The sequence below is a fragment of the Kitasatospora sp. NBC_00240 genome (genome assembly GCF_026342405.1).
Taxonomy (GTDB): domain Bacteria; phylum Actinomycetota; class Actinomycetes; order Streptomycetales; family Streptomycetaceae; genus Kitasatospora.
This window is the reverse complement of sequence record NZ_JAPEMU010000001.1, coordinates 103,448-119,541: the sequence shown is the minus strand read 5'-3', so window position 1 is coordinate 119,541 and position 16,094 is coordinate 103,448. Positions and strand designations below refer to the sequence as shown.

The following is a 16,094-nucleotide window of genomic DNA, read 5'->3' as shown; positions in this document are numbered from 1 at the left end:
CGCCTCGGCTCGCCGACCTGTACCACCAACGATAGGAGCCGTGGCCGGGGCTGCCCTGCGCGACATCGGGGACCGGGCCGGGTGGTGCTCCGTATCCGTCCGGTTCAGCCGGACGGACGGAGGAAGAGCTCGTCGGCATAGCACCAGGCCCAGTCCTCACCCCGCTTGAGCGTCCGGGCGAGGTCGTGGCCGGCCAGGGCGTGCGCGTGGGCGTAGGCGTGCTTCTTGGGCGAACTGTCGCAGCAGCCCTGATGCCCGCAGACCAGGCATTCGAGCAGGTGGACCCAGCTGCTTCCGATGCGAAGGCAGTCCTCGCAGCCGCGCCGGCCGGTCCTGGCGGACGGCTCCGGGGCTTCGTCCAGGTGGGTGCAGTCCGGCCGGTCGGTGGCCCCCGGCACCGGGGCGACCTGCCATGCGTGGTGCTCGCTCACGCGTCCACGATACGCAGGCGGCGGCCGGACGGCTCGTGCCTCTCCGGGCGGCCGGGGCCGGGCGCCGGTCCGGGCGGTTCGGGTGGCCCGGGCGGGACGAAATCCGTTGCACGCCCGGTCAGGCCTCTGCCAGGGTGAGGCTTTGGCCGCGTACCGAGAGGACTCCATGCCGTCACCGTCCGGATTCAGCTACGACCTTCGACCCGACGGCACCGTGGTGGTGTGGCACCACGGCAGGGCCGCCGCCACCCTGCGCGGTGACCGTGCCACCCGGTTCCTGGCGGAGAGCGCCGGCGGTGACCCCCAGCTGGTGATGGCTCGCTGGACCGGCAACTACAAGCGCGGCAACGAACGCACCGCCTCGCGGCACCCGCGCAACGGCCGCTGACCCTGCTGGTCGGTCTGATCCCGCTCCCGCCCGCCGTCCTTCGTCGTCGTGCGCTGCCGTGGCCCGTCCGGTGGTTCCGGGCGAGCCACGGTGCTGCGTGCGGGTGGCGGCGTGTTCAGGCGTCGAGGACGTCGCCCACGAGGGTGCGGGCTTCGTCCTGGACGCGGGCGAGGTGCTCGGGGCCGTGGAAGCTCTCGGCGTAGATCTTGTAGACGTCCTCGGTGCCGGAGGGGCGGGCGGCGAACCAGGCGTTCGGGGTGCAGACCTTGAGGCCGCCGACGGGCGCGTCGTTGCCGGGGGCCCGGGTGAGGACGCGGGTGATGGGTTCGCCGGCGAGGGTGTCGGCCTTGACCTGCTCGGCGGTGAGGCGTCCGAGGAGGGCCTTCTGCTCCCGGTCGGCGGGTGCGTCGATCCGGGCGTACGCCGGGTCGCCGAAACGGGCGGTGAGGTCCCTGTAGCGCTGGGAGGGGGTGCGGCCGGTGACGGCGGTGATCTCGGCGGCGAGCAGGGCGAGCAGGATGCCGTCCTTGTCGGTGGTCCAGGGGCGGCCGTCGCGGCGCAGGAAGGCGGCGCCGGCGGATTCCTCACCGCCGAAGGCGATGGCGCCGTCGGTGAGGCCGTCGACGAACCATTTGAAGCCGACCGGCACCTCGACGAGGGTGCGCACCAGGTCCTGCGCCACCCGGTCGATCATCGAGGACGACACCAGTGTCTTGCCGATGCCGGCGGCGGGTGACCACCGGGGCCGGTGCCGGTAGAGGTGGTCGACGGCGACGGCGAGGTAGTGGTTGGGGTTCATCAGGCCGCCGTCGGGGGTGACGATGCCGTGGCGGTCGGCGTCCGCGTCGTTGCCGGTGGCGATGTCGTACTCGTCGCGGCGCCCGATGAGGGAGGCCATGGCGTGGGGGGAGGAGCAGTCCATGCGGATCCTGCCGTCCCAGTCCAGGGTCATGAACCGCCAGGTGGGATCGGTGCGGGGGTTGACGACGGTGAGGTCGAGGCGCTGGGTCTCGGCGATCCGGCCCCAGTAGGCGACGGAGGCGCCGCCGAGGGGGTCGGCGCCGATGCGCAGGCCGGAGGCGCGGACGGCGTCGAGGTCGAGGACGGCCGGCAGGTCGGTGACGTAGTGGGTGAGGTAGTCGTAGCGGCCGGTGGTGTCGGCGGTGAGGGCTCGGCCGTGGGGGATGCGGCGGACGTCGCCGAGGCGGTCGGTGATGAGCTGGTTGGCGCGGTCCTGGATCCAGTTGGTGGCGTCCGAGTCGGCGGGGCCGCCGTTGGGGGAGTTGTACTTGAAGCCGCCGTCGCGGGGCGGGTTGTGCGAGGGGGTGACGACGATGCCGTCGGCGCGGCCGTCGGGATGGTTGCGGTTGTGGGCGAGGATGGCGTGGGAGACGGCGGGGGTGGGGGTGAAGCCGTCGTTGCTGTCGAGGAGGACGTGGACCCCGTTGGCGGCGAGGACTTCGAGGGCGGTGGCGGTGGCGGGTTCGGACAGGGCGTGGGTGTCGGCGCCGAGGAAGAGCGGGCCGCGGGTGCCCCGGGCGGCGCGGTAGTCGCAGATGGCCTGGGTGGTGGCGGCGATGTGGTCCTCGTTGAAGGCGGCGTCCAGGGAGGATCCGCGGTGGCCGGAGGTGCCGAACGCGACCCGCTGGCCCGGCTCGGCCGGGTCCGGGCGCAGCGTGTAGTACGCCGTGACCAGTTCGGCGACGTCCACCAGGTCCCCGGGCTCCGCCGGGTAACCGGCTCGTGCGTGCACCATCGCGATCTCCTTCACCGATCGGTCCCGCCCGGCTGTGTCCTGGCCAGGGCCGACGGGATCCGCTGATATCTTCATAAGCAAACATATTCGAACGTGATGCAACATATGCAATCCCGGTGACGGTGCCCGCGTCAAGCGCCCGGCCCGCCCGCCACCTGCGCCGGGACGGTCCGTGGGCGTACCGGTCCGCGCCCGCAGGCCAGGGGAGCCAGGCCGGCCGACGGCACTCGGGCCCCGCGGTCCCGCCCGCGCCGTGGACGTGCGGACCCGGCGTCGCTGCGCCCCTCACCGGCCGGGGACTTTGCACAACTCCCTTCCACCGGGCCCCCGCAGGCCCGATCATGGACGGCATGACGAGCCGTGGCAGGAGGACAGCCTGTCGCACCGTCAGCTCGTACCGGGCCTACAGAGCGCGAGGACCAAGATGCCCTTGATCGACCCCCTGCCCCCCAGCAAGGCACCCTCAGCCGTACTGGCGGCGGCCGCACTGGTCCTCACCCTGGTCGGCCTCTACCTCTGGCCGTGGTGGTCCTCGGGCTACCACGACTCGACCTTCCTGGAGTTCCGCCAGGAGTACGCGGACGGGCCCGCCCTGCCCTCGCCCTGGTGGAACGTCTTCTACACCAGCTGGTTCCAGTACGGGTACCTCGTCCAGACCGTCGCCGTGCTCGTCCTGCCGTTCGCCGTGGTGCGGAACGACCGCTGGCACTGGCTGTCGCTGCTGGCCGTGCTCACCTGCGGATGGCAGCTGGTCGGTGTTCTCGGCAGCACCATCTTCCACACCACCCCGGCGCCGTTCCTGGGCCCGCTCGCGGGCGTCCTCGCTCTGGTCGGCTGGGCGCTCGGCCGCCGCAGGGCGCCCCGCCCGGCGTAGCACCGCGGCGGCCGGGCCCCGGCGGCTGCCCCGGGGCCAGCCGCCGGGGCCCGGCTCACGGACTGTCAGTGCCACCCGGTTGAATGGGGTCGTCACCGTCCGCGAGGGCGGGGCCGGCTCCGCCCCGCCCGGACGGCGCCGCCGTCACAGCGACCCCGGGGGAGTCCTTGACCGAGTCCGATCTGCTCGCCGCCGCACGGCGACCGACCACCGCCTGGCTCGAAACCTGCTTCGGAGCGGGTGCGCTCTGGCGCCCCGAGGCCGCCGACCTGCCCGCCGGGCTGGAGCACCCCGGGGCCCGCGCGTTCCTCTCCGAGGTCGGGATTCCCGCGGTGCGGCTGGACTTCGCCGACTACGACTCCACCGACCTGCCCGGCAAAGGCATGTGGGAGGAGGACCCGGACGAACTCTTCGGGAACCGCTACCCGGACGACGACTCCCCGCCGAAGAGCTACTCCTACTGCGTCGGCAAGCGCAACCTGATCCACCTGATGCTCCGCGGGGACACCGGAGTCGTCGAGCTCTACGACCCCGACGGCTGGGACCACGCGGCGGGCTACGGCGGCTACGCGGCCGAGTCGCTGCCCGCACTGGTCGGCGCGCTCGGCCTGCTCGCCCTCCACGAGGAGCGGCTGACCGGCGACGACGCCGCGGCCGCGCTGGCGGAATTCACCGCACTGCTTGAACACCTGGGCCAGGACGCGGACAACTCCTCCTTCTGGGCGCCCGTCCTGGAGCACCTGGAGGAGGAGTACGCGGACGAGGTGTAGCGCGGCGGGAGACGGCCCCCGCCGACCGACCGTCACACCCGCCAGGTGTCCACTGTGAACGTCGAAGTGCCCACGGTGCTTCCGGGTGGCCGCCACCACCTGCTGCCGGGCGGCGGGGCCGGTGAGTCGCACCCGGAAGGCGCCCCTTGCGGTGGTCGGTGGCCGTCACCTTCCCTGCGTGACGTCGAGGAACCCTCGGACCTCCCGCTGCAGGGCGAGCGGCAGCCCGGCGGCCGTGGAAGCGACGGCTCGGAGCTCGTGCAGCAGCTCCGGTGCGGCATGCCATGCCGAAGGGTCCCGAGTGACGACGGCGGAGAGCAGATCGCCTGGGTAGAGGTCGCCCTCCGCCAGCGGGTCCTCGCGCAGCACCGCCATCGCCGGCGACAGGAGATGCGGTAGTCCGACGTCCTGCCGGATCAGCAGCCGGAGGTGCTCGACGGTCAGCGCGCCGACCGGCCGGCGCCGCAGGGCGTGCACGGTCGCGACGAGACGGGTCGCGCCGGCGGCGGGCTCCGGCCGGCGGTCGTGGTCGAGCTCTGCGAGGGATCGGCTCTCGGGAGACACGCCCCCAGTGTCCCGCGCTCCGCCCAATACCGGGTATCCCGACCGCCGGCACGAGACAGCCGGATCAACGGGGACGTCCGCCCGCCCGGTCCCGGGCCCAGCAGAGTCGGGCGGCGGTGCCCCGGTGCGCGATCCGCCGAATCGAGGATCCGCACCGAACTGACGATCTGCCCGTCCGACCGTACGTCAGATGGAGCCGCGGCACGCCGAAGGCCGCGCGAGCGCGGCCCGATGGGGCAGGAATGGGGATAGCCCAGGAGGCCTTCGGGGCACTCTTGAGAGACCGGAGACCATTTCGAGATATCCCCAACTACGGTTCGTACCAAGCGGGTCGTGGACGCGGCCCGCACGGAACCGGAGGTCTCAAGAAATGCGACGTACCCTTACCAAGCTCGGCGGTATCGCGGCGGTCTCGATCTGCGCCCTGGCGACGGCGGCGCCCGCACAGGCGGCCCGGAGCGGTGATGCCGGAGTGCGGGCCGCCGCTGCGGCGGCGGCCTATTTCGAGTTCACCGACGGCACGGACAGGTTCGTCTTCAAACTCACCGATTCCGCCAGGATCCAGCAGGCCCGGAACATCCTGAGCGGCGTGGACACCGAGAACGTCGGCGTCATGGGCACGGTCGTGAAGGCCCCTGCCTCGTACAACCGGCCGTGGAAGTACCAGCTCGCCCCCGACTCGGTGAAGTTCTTCGGCATGGCGATGGAGGTCTGCGACGCGAGCATCTCCTACGTCAACAACCACCTGGGCGAGGTCGGCGGCGCCCTCCTGCCCGGATCGACCTGGTGCCCCTGGCAGTCGAAGCTGACGCGCGAGGTCACCGTACCGTAAGGCGGCCGAGCCTCGCCGGTCGCCCTGGCTTCACGCGCCCCGCCCCTCTCCGGAGAGGGGCGGGCCGCGCCCCCTGCGCAGGGCGGGCCGGCGTGGGCGGTCCGGGGCGACCGGGTGGTCGGTGCCCGCACCTGGGTGCTGTCCCGGCCTTCACTCCGCGGCGGCGCCCCACTGGCAGCTTGACCGGTAATCGTGTGAGAGGTGGTCAAGTGGTGGACGGTGACCTGCGGCGTGCGGCCGCTGTGGCGCTCGGAGAGCTCGGGCGAAGTCAGGGCTGCCGTGACCGGGCGGATGCCGGTCACGGCCTGGCAGGGCTCGCCGAGACCCAGGAAGCCCGCAGGCTCCTGGCGGAACTCGTGCTCGACCCGGGCGACACCTGGGTCACCAGGGTGACCTCGGTGGCCTTGCTCCGCCACAAGGACGATATCGGGCTGCAGGTCGTCGCCTCGGCGTTGGCAGTCGCCGACTCGAATCACACTGACTGGATCCACACCGCGGTCAACGATGTATTCAGCATCTACTCCGACGATCGGGACAACGCGATGCGGTGGTGCGAGGAGATGTCACGGAACTTCGACGCCCCCGTTGCCCTGGGGGCTCGTCAGCTGTACGAAATGCTGGCAGAGAGCGAACCCATATTTGGCCCGGCACAGCGCGGGTGAGTGGTGTGCACCGTGAAATAGCAGGTCGCAGGGCTGGTGTGCGTCGGGGTCGGGGTGTTCACGCGGAATGATGTCGGGGCATCGGGATCGAGCACGGGCACCGGTCGCCGTGCTGCGCCGGCTCCGGGTGACGTCCGGCGCCGTTGACCAGGCCGCCCTCAGCCGCCGAGAGCGTCGAGGAGGTCCTGTTCGCGTCCGGCGCTGAGACCGGCCCGGCGGCTTCGCTCCAGGCCCTGCTCCCGCTCCCAGGCGAGGGTGTCGGCCAGCAGGTCCACCCGGGCCCGGTGGCGCAGCCCGGCCGCCCGCGCCGCCGCGCCGCTGCGGGCCGACCAGCCCTCCCAGCCCGGTTCGGCCAGCCACATGGCCAGCGACTCGGGCCCCATGAACTGGGCCACGCCCTTCGCCACCAGCCAGTCCGGCTCGGCGGCGGCCAGCGGCCCGGTGTGCCCGCCGACGGTACGGGACAGCGCGATCCAGTCCCCGAGGGCGAGCACCGGGCCGACGGCGTCGAAGGTGCCGGTGGTCCCGACCTCGGCCGCGTCCAGCAGCCAGCGGGCGAGGTCGCGGACGTCGACGACCTGGGTCGGTACGTCCGGCGCTGCGGGCACCAGCATCGGTCCGCGCGGATCCCGGGCGGCCCGGGCCACCCAGTAGCCGGAGCGGCCGCTGTGGTCGCCGGGCCCGCCGATCAGCCCGGCCCGGGCGATCAGCAGGCGGTCGCCCAGGGCGGCGGCCGACGCCTGCTCGCAGGCGGCCTTCGCCTCGCCGTACACGTCGCGTCCGGCCTCCGCCAGTTCGGTCGGGGCGAGCAGGGGAGTGCTCTCGTCCGCGTCCGGCTCGGCATGCGAGGCGTAGGCGCTGACCGAGGACACGTACGTCCAGTGCCTGGCCCGGCCGGCCAGGGCGCCGAGGGCCTCGCGGACGAAGCCGGGCTGCCACGACACCTCGACGACCGCGTCCCAGTCCCGGTCGAGCAGCGGCTCGTAGGCCGAGGGATCGCTGCGGTCGGCGGCCACCAGGACCGCCCCGTCCGCCACGGCCCCGCTCTCGCCGCGCGCCAGGCAGGTGACCCGGTGGCCGCGCTCGATCGCCTGCCGGGACACCTCGCGGCCCAGCCATGCCGTCCCGCCCAGTACAAGGATTTCCATCCCGCCACTCAAGCACCGAACGCGGCGCAGGCCCAGCCGCTTTCGCTGAGAGCGTGCAGCGCCGGGCAGGGTGCGGCGCGATGACGCATGCGCCGGCCGGGGCCGCCGGCCTTCCGCCGCCCGGCCGACACCAGGGACCGCCCGCGGTACCGTACCCGGCCACCGGCCGCCCGTCCGCTCAGGAACGGTGCCCCGTCCGCCGGGTGATCACCGGCCGAAGACCTCGTCCATCGACATCGACCCCGCCTGGCTGCTCCCGCCGGCAACCCAGTGGCGGTAGGCGGCGGCTGCCAGTGCATCCGCCCGCGCGGCCCGCTCGGCCGGACTGCCGGCCGCCGCCGCCTGATCGGCGGTCAGGACCCGGGCGACGTAGTCGCTGACGCTGAGACCCGCTTCGGCGGCGGCGGCACGGACGGCTGACTCCAGCTGCTCCGGCAGCTCGACCAAGGTGGACATGCTGACCACGATACCGACGCAGGCCCGACTCGAAACGTCGCTCGGCGTCTTGCCCGCGCTCGCGGGCGCCCCACGCGCGCCCCTTGCCGCCCGCCGGTACCGGTGCCCCGGCGCTCCGACCGGCGGGAACAGGCCCGGGGCACGGCACGGATGAGTACGGATGCTCATGTGCTCGCCGGAGCCGGTTCCTGGGGTGGGGGTCGGAACCGGAGCGGTGATCAGGGGGAAACGATGGGCGAGGAGCGGAAGTTGAGTCGGACCGGTACCGGGCTCGGGGTGGTGGGTCTCGTCCTGGGGGCGGTGGTGCTGCCGGCGGGAGCGTTCATGCTGTTCCAGCTCCTGACCTGGTCCGGCCTCGACGGCTGAGCCGGTCCCGCTCGGGCAGCGGGGGTCGGCCAGGGGACGGCCTTCAGGCGAGCGGAGCCGGTCCCACGGTCCGTCGGTCAGCGGTCAGGTGTTGGCCGGGTCGACGGGGCCCAGGGGCTCGCCCAGCAGATCGCTCGCCGACCGGTGGATCTTCGCCAGCGCGCTGAGGAGGGCCTCGCGTTCGGCGTCGGTGAGGTCTGCGGTGACCTTCTCCTCCAGCGATCGCCGTTCCGCCTCGACCGGCTCCTGCAGCGCGTGCCCGGCGTCGGTGAGCCAGAGTCGGACGAGGCGGTGGTCGCGGTCGTCGCGGCGGCGGGTCAGCAGTCCGGCGGTGGTCATCCGGGTGGCCATCTTGACCACGGTGGGCGTGGTGACGTGCAGGGCGGTGGCGACCTCGCCGGGTGTGCTGCCGTCCTGTTCCCACAGTGCGGCCAGCAGGAGGTTCTGTCCCAGGTGCAGGCCATGGCGCCGCATGCCGGCCTCGGCCAAGGCCCGGAGCGCCTTCGTCGTTCTGCCGTGCAGGTCCAGGAACTCGGGCATCTCGGTCTCCGGTTGATGTGCGGCACCGGCTGATCCGGCTGCCAGCAGGTCGATTGACGGCTAATCAGTTACCGGCTAACGTTTTCAGGGTAATCGTTAGACGGCTAACGTCTCTTGGGGGTCTGATGATACTGGTCACCGGTGCCACCGGAAGGATCGGTCGCGAACTCGTCCGCGAACTCGACGCCACGGATGCCGAAGTCCGCATCCTGGTCCGCGACCCGGCCCGCGCCACCGAACTGCCCGAACGCGCCGAACGCGTGGTCGGTGATCTGGGCGAGCCGGCGACCCTGACACCCGCCTTCGACGGCGTCGACAAGCTGTTCCTGCTCACGGCGGGCATCGGCCACACCGAGACCGCCCACGCCGTGGCAGCCGCAGAGGCGGCCGGGGTGGGCCACATCGTGCACCTGTCCTCCGTCAACGTCATCGGTGACCCGATGCCCGCGATGGGCCGCTGGCACCACCGGCGTGAAGAGATCGTCCGGGCCTGCGGCATACCCGCCACGATCCTGCGGCCCGGCGGCTTCATGACCAACGCCCTCGAATGGGTGCCCGGCATCCGCGCGGAAGGGTATGTCCTCGACCCCGTCGGCCCGGGCCGCTTCGCCCCGATCGATCCGGCCGACATCGCCGCCGTCGCCGCCCTCGTCCTCACCGGAAACGGCCACCAGGGCGCGGAGTACGTGCTCACCGGCGACGAGGTGCTCACCGTCACCGAGCAGGTCCGGATCATCGCCGGGACGATCGGTCGCGACATCGAGGTCCGCACGGCGGCCACTCCGGCTCAGGCCGTCCGGTCCCGCTTCCCCGACGGGGCGCCCCAGGCCCTGGCCGACGCCATCGCGGAGGGGTTCGCGCTGATGCGCGCCGACACCGTCGGGTTCCGGACCGACACGGTGGAGCGGCTGCTCGGGCGCCGGCCGCGCACGTTCGCCGACTGGTGCGCGCGTAACGCCGACGCGTTCCGGCTGCCCGCCAGGGGCTGACGGGTTCGAGGTCGCGCGAGGTGCGGGCGTCAGGGCGGCGGACATTTCGGGCGCCGTGCGCACCGGCAGGCATACTGAGCTGCAGGTGCGAGGAATGGGGAGACGGTTCGCATGGAGAAGCCCACGGACTCGATCGAGTACGAGACGATGCTGCTGGGCCGGCACGTCCACATGGGTGCGCGCAGCAAGCGCACCGGCGGGAATCTGGACCGCAGTGCCTACATTTTGCTCAGCCGGCTGCGCATGCAGGGTCCGATGTCCATCGGGGGGCTCAGTGAGGCGTTCGGGCTGGACGCCTCGACCCTCAACCGGCAGACGGCGGCCATGATGCGCGCGGGGCTGGTCGACCGGATCCCCGATCTGGAGGGCGGGATCGCCCGCAAGTTCCGGATCACCGATGAGGGTGCCCGCCGGTTGGAGGAGGCGCGTACGGAGCTGGTCGGTGGCCTGGACAAGGTGCTGGCCGACTGGTCGCCGGAGGACGTGGCCGAGTTCGCGGCCTTCCTGAAGCGTTTCAACACGGACATCGAGAACCTGCACGGGCGGCCCTGGCCCCGGCCCTGAGAGCACCCTCGGGCCCCGCCGCCGCCACGTCGCGCGTCCGGTCGTCCCCTGGCCCGGCCGGGCAGCCGCCGGCGACAGGCGCGGACCGGCCGGTGTCGGCCCGCCGGGAGTGTCGGTGGCGGGTGCGATGCTGCGGTGATGGACGAGGAGGAGCGGTTGATGCGGGGGCGGGTGTACGGGGCGGACCACGAGGATCCCGACCCCGGGCCGAGGGTGGGGCACGCGTACCGGGAGCTGGTGGCGGGGCCGCTGGACGGGCTGCTGCTGGACGTCACCGGCTGGAGCGCCGCGGAGTTGGCGGACGGGGCGGCCCTGCCCACCGAGATCGGCGCCCACGGGGCCGGCGGCCGGGCCTGCTACGGCCCGCGACCGGGCGATCCGCAACGGTGGGACTGGGAGGGCGACGTGCTCTGATCGGCCGGCCCGCCCCGGCCCGGCCTGCGGACGGTCGGCCGCCTCGCCCCGGAGCGAGGCGGCGGACCGTCAGGGGCGTCGGCCCCAGGTCGTGACCAGCCCGGGGGACAGGTCCGCGACGGTGCCCGAGGTGATCGACTCGGCGGCCTCCGCGAGCAGGGCGGCGTCCACCAGTCCGGTGGCGAGCATCGCCTCGCGGGTACGTTCCCAGGTCTCCAGCCAGAACGCGCCGATCGGGCTGCCGGTAGTCAGTTCGGGCACCTGGATCTCGCCGCCGACCTCCACCAGCCCGAGGTCGCGCAGCAGCCGGGGGTACTCGGGGGTCCAGCTGATGTCCGTCCCGATCGTGCTGCGCAGAGCCTGCCACATGGCCCGCATGGCCAGCCGGTACGGGGTGTCGGGCGGGGCCGCTGTGGTGAGGTCGACGGCGTCGCCGAGCACCAGGTGGCCGCCCGGGTTGAGCAGCTCGCAGAGTCGGGCGGCCACCCGCCGGTGCTCGGGGAGGTGCATCAGCACGAAACGGGCGTGGACGAGGTCGAAGCGTCCGGGGGCGAAGCCGGGCGCCGTGACGTCCGCGGCCAGGGTGCGCAGCGCGCCGCCCGCGTGCGGCTCCAGGAACCGGACGTCCCGGTCGACCGCGAGCACCTCGTCGACGCCGGCCTCCGTGGCCAGCCAGCGCGAGATCGTGCCGGTGCCGGCGCCGATGTCCAGGCAGCGAGTCCCCGGCCCGGCGCCGAGTGCGCGCAGCCGGGCCCGGGTGAACCTGTCGTAGGCCAGGGAACCCAGGTCGATCCGCTCGCCCTCGCCGGGCTTCCACGGCTCGAACAGGGCCTCGCCGTAGCCGGCACCTGCACCTGCACCTGCACCTGTACCTGTTCCTGTATCCGTACCTGCGCCGTCCGCCCGCTCGGTCGCCCCCGTCCGGTCGGTGGTCCCTGTCCGGTCGGTGGTCGTGGCGCCGCCGGCCGACCGGGCGGGGGTGGCCGGCCACGCGTCGGGGTCGGTTCTCGTCCTGCCGGCGGTGTTCGCCGCCTCGCCCGTGCTCGCGGGGCCGGCCGTGCTCGCCGCGCCGCCGGTCGGCCCGAGGGGCCCTTCAGCTGGGGACACTGCGTCCTCCGTCCGTCCTCCACGGCCCTCGGAGGAGCGCTCGCGGTCTGTCGCTGCGGACACCTTCGAGCCTATCCGCCAATCGTCGACCCCACCCGTCCCACGGGCGCCGCCCGGCCCGGCGCTGGTGGCGGGACACGTCCGAGCGCCTGCCGTGGTGCCCGCCCGAGCGGGGCGGAGGGGAATTTCGATGGCCGGACGGCGGTCGGTGCTGATCTCATACGGGCATGGAAAACGACCTCCCCGCCGGTTACGAGCTCTCCACCGACCCCGCCCGTCTCGACGCGGACCTGGTCCACCGGTGGCTCTCCGAGGACGCCTACTGGGCGCTGGGCCGCCCGCGCGAGAAGCACGACCTGGCCGTCGCCGGTTCCCTCAACTTCGGCGTCTACGCAGAGTCCTCCGGTGCCCAGGTCGGCTATGCCCGGGTGGTCACCGACCGGGCCACCTTCGCCTGGCTGTGCGACGTCTACATCGCCCCGGAGGCCCGCGGCCGGGGCCTGGGTACGGCCCTGGCCGCCGCCGTCCGTGATCATCTCGCCCCCTTCGGTGTGCGGCGGGTCCTGCTGGCCACCGCGGATGCGCACCAGGTGTACGCCAAGGCGGGATTCGTCGCGCTGCCCAAGCCGGACTGGTGGATGGCGATCGTCAACGAGTGAGTCGGTGGCCGGGGCCGGACCCCGGCCACCGACTCGCGGGGGCGCGAGCGTCCGTCCCCGCACCCCCCGCAGAGCGTCCGTCCCCGCCCCCGCAGAGCGTCCGTGGCTGCGCCCCGCGCGTCTCAGCAGTGCCGGCCCGGTGCCGCGTCGCGGGTGACCAGGACGGGGGTGCGGGTGCCGGCGGCGCCGCGGCGGTCGTGGACGGTGCTCCCCGCCTTGATGGTCTCCTCGACGGTGATGTCCTTGATCTTCTTCTCGGGGACGGTCAGCGGGTTGTGACTGAGGACGACCAGGTCGGCCAGCTTCCCGACCTCGATGCTGCCCTTGTCCCGCTCCTCGAAGTACTGGTGGGCGGCGTTGATGGTGAGGGACTTGACCGCGTCGAGCGCGGACACCCGCTGGTGCTCGCCCAGCACGTACCCGGAGCGGGTGACCCGGGTGACCTGGCTGGACAGGATGGCGATCGAGTTGGGCAGCGCGACGGGGGCGTCGTGGTGCGAGGTGTAGATCATCTTTCGGTCCAGCGCCCAGCGGGCGGGGGAGATGTCCTGTGCCCGCTCGGGGCCCAGCACGGTCTTGCGGTACCAGTCGCCCCAGTAGTACGTGTGCATGGAGAAGAAGGACGGGATGACGCCCAGTTCGGCGAAGGCGTCGATCTGGTCCTCGCGGGCGGTCTGGGCGTGGATCGCCACCGGCCGCCGGTCGGCCGGCCCGGCCTCGGCCGTGACGGTCCGTACGGTGCTGATGAACTGGTCGACGGCGGCGTCGCCGTTGACGTGCGCGATGACCTGCCAGTCCCGGGCGAAGCCGGTGCCGAGCTGGGCCAGCGCCGTTTCGTCCTCGAGGGCGGGGTAGCCGCGGTACTGCGGGTCGGCGCCGTCCGGCGGGGTGGTGTAGGGCTGGGTGAGCCAGGCCGTGCGGCCCTGCGGAGAGCCGTCCAGGACCATCTTGATCCCGGCCGCCCGCAGGCCGCCGTCGTACTCCCCGCTCGCCCGGACCCGCTCGGGGTGGGTCAGGGCCTCGTCCGCCTTCACGTAGACGACCACGTCGATGGGTAGCCCCGTCACGGAGTCCTTCACGGCCTGCCGCAGGGCGTCCAGGGTGTCGAGGGTGGCGGCCCCCTCCTGCACGGTGGTGAAGCCGAAGCTCGCGGCCGTCTCCAGACCCATCGCCAGGAACCGGGCGACGTCGTCCTCGTGCATGCCCGTCACGGCCAGCCCGTAGGCGGGGTTGAAGGCGGACTCCTCCAGCACACCGCTGGGCGTGCCGTGCGGCTCGGCGTCGTCCTCGCGCCGGATCACGCCGCCGTGCGGGTCGGGCTCGTCGGCGTCGTAGCCGAGGAGTTCGAGGCCCCGGGTGTTCACCGCGCCGAGGTGGAAGGACTGGTGGACGGCCAGAACGGGCCGGTCCCGGCTCACCGCGTCCAGGTCGTGGCGGGTGGGATGTTCCTTCGCCGCGAGCATCGAGTCGTCGTAGCCGAACCCGATGATCCACTCGGACCGCCCGCCCACCTCGCCGCCGGCGAACTCGCGCAGTCGGGCCTGGAGCGAGGCGATGTCGGTGACCTCGCCGTCGGGCTCGGCCAGCAGATTGGCGATGGCGGCCTGCAGCCCGGTGCCGGTGAGATGGCCGTGGGCGTCGATGAAGCCCGGCAGCAGGGCTCGTCCTTCGAGGTCCCGCAGCCGGGTGTCCGGGCCCTGCCAGTCGGCGATCGCCCGGGCGTGGTCGCCGACATGGACGATCCTGCCGTCCTTGACCGCCACGGCCTCGGGCGGCGCCGTCCGCCGCTCGTCGGCCACCGTCACGATCTCCCCGCCGAAGAAGATCACATCCGCGTCCCCGGATGCCGCACCCTGTGCTGAGTCCATTGCCATGACCAGGCCGTTCTTCGCGTCGATCACCAGAAGTACCGTCGCGGACACTCTAAGTGGTCGGACGGGCGCGAATGGTTCCGGCACGCACCACCCGCTGTCGTGGACCGCTCGCGATCGTCGCCGTGACGGCCGGGGTGATGTCCCGGCCCGGCGGGGGCCGCGGTCGCCGACCTGCTCGACCTCCCTCGCCGACCGACGGTTCCCGGCCATTCTCCGGACCGGCCGGCCTGTCAGCGGGGCGACGGGGCAGACGGGTTGCGGGCCGCCCGATGCCTTCGGGCCCGCCTCCGGACATCGGAAGGAGACCACTGTGAGCAACCCCGTGCCCCCAGGCCTGTCGATCGCGGAGCTGACCGCGGAGGCCGCCGAACTGCTGCGCAGCGCCGCCCTGACCACGTCCCGGAACAGCCGTCCCGGGCTCGTGCATCCGTCGGACGCCGCCGAGACCGCGGCCGCGCTGGCCGGGCTGACCGCGCGGCTGCCCGAACTCCTCGACGTGCTGGCCGCCTTCCTCAGCAGCGAGCAGGCCGCCGGGCGGATCGGGCCGGGTCCCGGCGAGGATCCCGGCGCCGGCAGCGGCTACGACGCCCTCCGGGCCGCCCGCGACGCCCGCGAGCAGCTCTACGAGGCGGGTCGGACGGCCGCCCTGCTCGCCGAGTCGCTGGCCTCGGCCGCCGTGGTGCTGGCGCCGCTCGGGTCCGCCCACCCGGTCGGGCGGCCGGCCGAGCCGCACGTCTGAGGGCGCGGGTGCTCAGGGCTTGTCGCGGCCGTCGGAGCGGCGGCGGGAGATCTGCTCCCGGGCGGTGTGCCACCGTGAACGGGTCTGCTCGACCACGTTGGCCCACTGCCGTCGGATCTCGTCGTCGGCCGGGCGCTGCCCGCGGCGGATCCGGTCGAGTTCGTCGCCCACCTCCCGCCCGAGCGCGGCCGAGGCGACGAGCACCAGCATGGCACCGAAGAGCGCCGAGATCAGCGCCAGCACGGCGCCCAGGGAGCCGTAGCGGGTGGCGTAGGAGTTGAAGAGGCGCGGGAGGTAGAGGCTGGCGCCCATCGAGTAGGCCGCCGTGAGAACGGAGGTGACGATGCCGAACGGCAGCAGCCGGTGGCGGGCGATCCGGCGGGCGGAGAGGATCCAGCCCGTCCAGCAGAGGAAGGCCCCCGTCACCGGGGCGGAGCAGAGGGCCGCCCCCAGCTCCAGCCGGCCGTTGCCGAGGAGCGCCCGGAGCGAGCTCGTGACGGTCAGGTAGGCACCCAGGGACAGGATCCACCACAGGCCGTTCGGGGTGTTGCGCACGCTGAGCGGCTTCAGTTCCCAGGTCTGTTCGAACAGTCGCTGGGCGGCCCGGGTGAAGCTGAGGACCGAGATCATCAGGAACAGCGCCCCGAGGACGCCCACGCCCGGGTCCGCCTCGCTGGTGGTGGGGGTGAACAGGGTCTGCACCGCCTCCGCACCACCGCCGGTGAGGCCGTAGCGCTTGATGATGCGGCTCGCGACGTCCTCGCTCCCGAACCGGCTCAGCACCGCTGCGCCGAGGATCGTGAACGGGATCAGTGAGGTGAGGGCACTGGAGGCGAGCGCCATCGAGCGGTCGAAACCGACGATCTTCTGGAAGCGGTTCACGACACGCAGGGCGAAGTCCGGGCGCAGCCAGAAGGTCAGCGTCCGGCGGACGCGCTCGCGGTCGATGCTGGCCGTCGTG

19 protein-coding genes are annotated in these 16,094 nt (G+C 73.1%); 10 read left to right on the top strand and 9 right to left on the bottom strand.

The features are described 5' to 3' along the window. Positions 1-104 precede the first annotated feature (104 nt). The gene (locus tag OG689_RS00530; RefSeq protein ID WP_266326766.1) at positions 105-362 is read right to left on the bottom strand and encodes a UBP-type zinc finger domain-containing protein; all 258 of its coding nucleotides are present in this window, start codon (positions 360-362) and stop codon (positions 105-107) included. Between the two features lie 235 nt (positions 363-597). Between OG689_RS00530 and OG689_RS00525 the strand changes: the two genes are divergently transcribed. Continuing rightward, a complete protein-coding gene (locus OG689_RS00525; RefSeq protein ID WP_266326764.1) occupies positions 598-819 on the top strand; it encodes a hypothetical protein in 222 nt (73 codons plus the stop codon). Positions 820-934: 115 nt separating this feature from the next. Here OG689_RS00525 and pgm read toward each other — a convergent pair whose 3' ends face one another. Beyond that, a complete protein-coding gene (gene pgm, locus OG689_RS00520) occupies positions 935-2,575 on the bottom strand; it encodes a phosphoglucomutase (alpha-D-glucose-1,6-bisphosphate-dependent) (protein WP_266316577.1) in 1,641 nt (546 codons plus the stop codon). Between the two features lie 424 nt (positions 2,576-2,999). Between pgm and OG689_RS00515 the strand changes: the two genes are divergently transcribed. Next, positions 3,000-3,449, top strand: a complete 450-nt coding sequence (locus OG689_RS00515) for a hypothetical protein (RefSeq protein WP_266316576.1) — start codon at positions 3,000-3,002, stop codon at positions 3,447-3,449. A 167-nt stretch (positions 3,450-3,616) separates the two neighbouring features. Continuing rightward, positions 3,617-4,219 (top strand): SUKH-4 family immunity protein, encoded by a 603-nt coding sequence (locus OG689_RS00510; protein ID WP_266316574.1) that lies wholly within the window; start codon positions 3,617-3,619, stop codon positions 4,217-4,219. Positions 4,220-4,384: 165 nt separating this feature from the next. Here the strand turns inward: OG689_RS00510 and OG689_RS00505 are convergent, their stop codons facing one another. After that, positions 4,385-4,783: a contact-dependent growth inhibition system immunity protein gene (locus OG689_RS00505; protein ID WP_266316572.1), complete on the bottom strand. Its 399-nt coding sequence runs from the start codon at positions 4,781-4,783 to the stop codon at positions 4,385-4,387. Positions 4,784-5,153: 370 nt separating this feature from the next. Here OG689_RS00505 and OG689_RS00500 point away from each other — a divergent pair, with 370 nt between their 5' ends. Then, entirely contained in the window at positions 5,154-5,615 is a 462-nt protein-coding gene (locus OG689_RS00500; RefSeq protein WP_266316570.1) for a calmodulin-binding protein, read from the top strand. A gap of 212 nt (positions 5,616-5,827) precedes the next feature. Then, the gene (locus tag OG689_RS00495; protein ID WP_266316569.1) at positions 5,828-6,277 is read left to right on the top strand and encodes a hypothetical protein; all 450 of its coding nucleotides are present in this window, start codon (positions 5,828-5,830) and stop codon (positions 6,275-6,277) included. 158 nt (positions 6,278-6,435) lie between these two features. Here OG689_RS00495 and OG689_RS00490 read toward each other — a convergent pair whose 3' ends face one another. From OG689_RS00490 to OG689_RS00480, 3 genes are all read right to left on the bottom strand, one after another. Continuing rightward, entirely contained in the window at positions 6,436-7,425 is a 990-nt protein-coding gene (locus OG689_RS00490; protein WP_266316567.1) for an NAD-dependent epimerase/dehydratase family protein, read from the bottom strand. A gap of 207 nt (positions 7,426-7,632) precedes the next feature. Continuing rightward, positions 7,633-7,881, bottom strand: a complete 249-nt coding sequence (locus tag OG689_RS00485; RefSeq protein WP_266316566.1) for a hypothetical protein — start codon at positions 7,879-7,881, stop codon at positions 7,633-7,635. A gap of 450 nt (positions 7,882-8,331) precedes the next feature. After that, positions 8,332-8,787 carry a MarR family winged helix-turn-helix transcriptional regulator gene (locus OG689_RS00480; RefSeq protein ID WP_266316565.1) on the bottom strand — a complete coding sequence of 152 codons (456 nt, stop codon included), beginning with the start codon at positions 8,785-8,787 and terminating at the stop codon, positions 8,332-8,334. A gap of 125 nt (positions 8,788-8,912) precedes the next feature. On the opposite strand from OG689_RS00480, the gene OG689_RS00475 reads away from it, so the two are divergent. The 3 genes from OG689_RS00475 to OG689_RS00465 all read left to right on the top strand — a co-directional run bounded on the left by OG689_RS00475 (position 8,913) and on the right by OG689_RS00465 (position 10,754). After that, positions 8,913-9,776, top strand: a complete 864-nt coding sequence (locus tag OG689_RS00475; RefSeq protein ID WP_266316563.1) for an NAD(P)H-binding protein — start codon at positions 8,913-8,915, stop codon at positions 9,774-9,776. Between the two features lie 111 nt (positions 9,777-9,887). Further along, on the top strand, positions 9,888-10,340 hold the full coding sequence (locus OG689_RS00470; RefSeq protein ID WP_266316562.1) for a MarR family transcriptional regulator: 453 nt from the start codon (positions 9,888-9,890) through the stop codon (positions 10,338-10,340). Between the two features lie 138 nt (positions 10,341-10,478). After that, entirely contained in the window at positions 10,479-10,754 is a 276-nt protein-coding gene (locus tag OG689_RS00465; protein WP_266316561.1) for a hypothetical protein, read from the top strand. Between the two features lie 69 nt (positions 10,755-10,823). Here the strand turns inward: OG689_RS00465 and OG689_RS00460 are convergent, their stop codons facing one another. Beyond that, positions 10,824-11,861 carry a class I SAM-dependent methyltransferase gene (locus OG689_RS00460; protein ID WP_323189237.1) on the bottom strand — a complete coding sequence of 346 codons (1,038 nt, stop codon included), beginning with the start codon at positions 11,859-11,861 and terminating at the stop codon, positions 10,824-10,826. Positions 11,862-12,088: 227 nt separating this feature from the next. On the opposite strand from OG689_RS00460, the gene OG689_RS00455 reads away from it, so the two are divergent. After that, complete coding sequence (locus OG689_RS00455; RefSeq protein WP_266316559.1) at positions 12,089-12,520, top strand: GNAT family N-acetyltransferase; 432 nt, start codon at positions 12,089-12,091, stop codon at positions 12,518-12,520. Between the two features lie 122 nt (positions 12,521-12,642). Here OG689_RS00455 and OG689_RS00450 read toward each other — a convergent pair whose 3' ends face one another. Continuing rightward, on the bottom strand, positions 12,643-14,421 hold the full coding sequence (locus OG689_RS00450) for an amidohydrolase (protein WP_266316557.1): 1,779 nt from the start codon (positions 14,419-14,421) through the stop codon (positions 12,643-12,645). 283 nt (positions 14,422-14,704) lie between these two features. Here OG689_RS00450 and OG689_RS00445 point away from each other — a divergent pair, with 283 nt between their 5' ends. Next, positions 14,705-15,133 (top strand): hypothetical protein, encoded by a 429-nt coding sequence (locus OG689_RS00445; RefSeq protein ID WP_266316555.1) that lies wholly within the window; start codon positions 14,705-14,707, stop codon positions 15,131-15,133. A 12-nt stretch (positions 15,134-15,145) separates the two neighbouring features. Here OG689_RS00445 and OG689_RS00440 read toward each other — a convergent pair whose 3' ends face one another. Beyond that, positions 15,146-16,015: a YhjD/YihY/BrkB family envelope integrity protein gene (locus OG689_RS00440; RefSeq protein WP_266316553.1), complete on the bottom strand. Its 870-nt coding sequence runs from the start codon at positions 16,013-16,015 to the stop codon at positions 15,146-15,148. Between the last annotated feature and the right edge of the window lie 79 nt (positions 16,016-16,094).

Bases quoted from the DNA above. Each gene is read 5' to 3' on its own strand.
- OG689_RS00525 (WP_266326764.1), top strand. From the start codon at position 598: ATGCCGTCACCGTCCGGATTCAGCTACGACCTTCGACCCGACGGCACC.
- pgm (WP_266316577.1), bottom strand. From the start codon at position 2,575: ATGGTGCACGCACGAGCCGGTTACCCGGCGGAGCCCGGGGACCTGGTG.
- OG689_RS00515 (WP_266316576.1), top strand. From the start codon at position 3,000: ATGCCCTTGATCGACCCCCTGCCCCCCAGCAAGGCACCCTCAGCCGTA.
- OG689_RS00500 (WP_266316570.1), top strand. From the start codon at position 5,154: ATGCGACGTACCCTTACCAAGCTCGGCGGTATCGCGGCGGTCTCGATC.
- OG689_RS00490 (WP_266316567.1), bottom strand. From the start codon at position 7,425: ATGGAAATCCTTGTACTGGGCGGGACGGCATGGCTGGGCCGCGAGGTG.
- OG689_RS00485 (WP_266316566.1), bottom strand. From the start codon at position 7,881: ATGTCCACCTTGGTCGAGCTGCCGGAGCAGCTGGAGTCAGCCGTCCGT.
- OG689_RS00480 (WP_266316565.1), bottom strand. From the start codon at position 8,787: ATGCCCGAGTTCCTGGACCTGCACGGCAGAACGACGAAGGCGCTCCGG.
- OG689_RS00475 (WP_266316563.1), top strand. From the start codon at position 8,913: ATGATACTGGTCACCGGTGCCACCGGAAGGATCGGTCGCGAACTCGTC.
- OG689_RS00470 (WP_266316562.1), top strand. From the start codon at position 9,888: ATGGAGAAGCCCACGGACTCGATCGAGTACGAGACGATGCTGCTGGGC.
- OG689_RS00465 (WP_266316561.1), top strand. From the start codon at position 10,479: ATGGACGAGGAGGAGCGGTTGATGCGGGGGCGGGTGTACGGGGCGGAC.
- OG689_RS00455 (WP_266316559.1), top strand. From the start codon at position 12,089: ATGGAAAACGACCTCCCCGCCGGTTACGAGCTCTCCACCGACCCCGCC.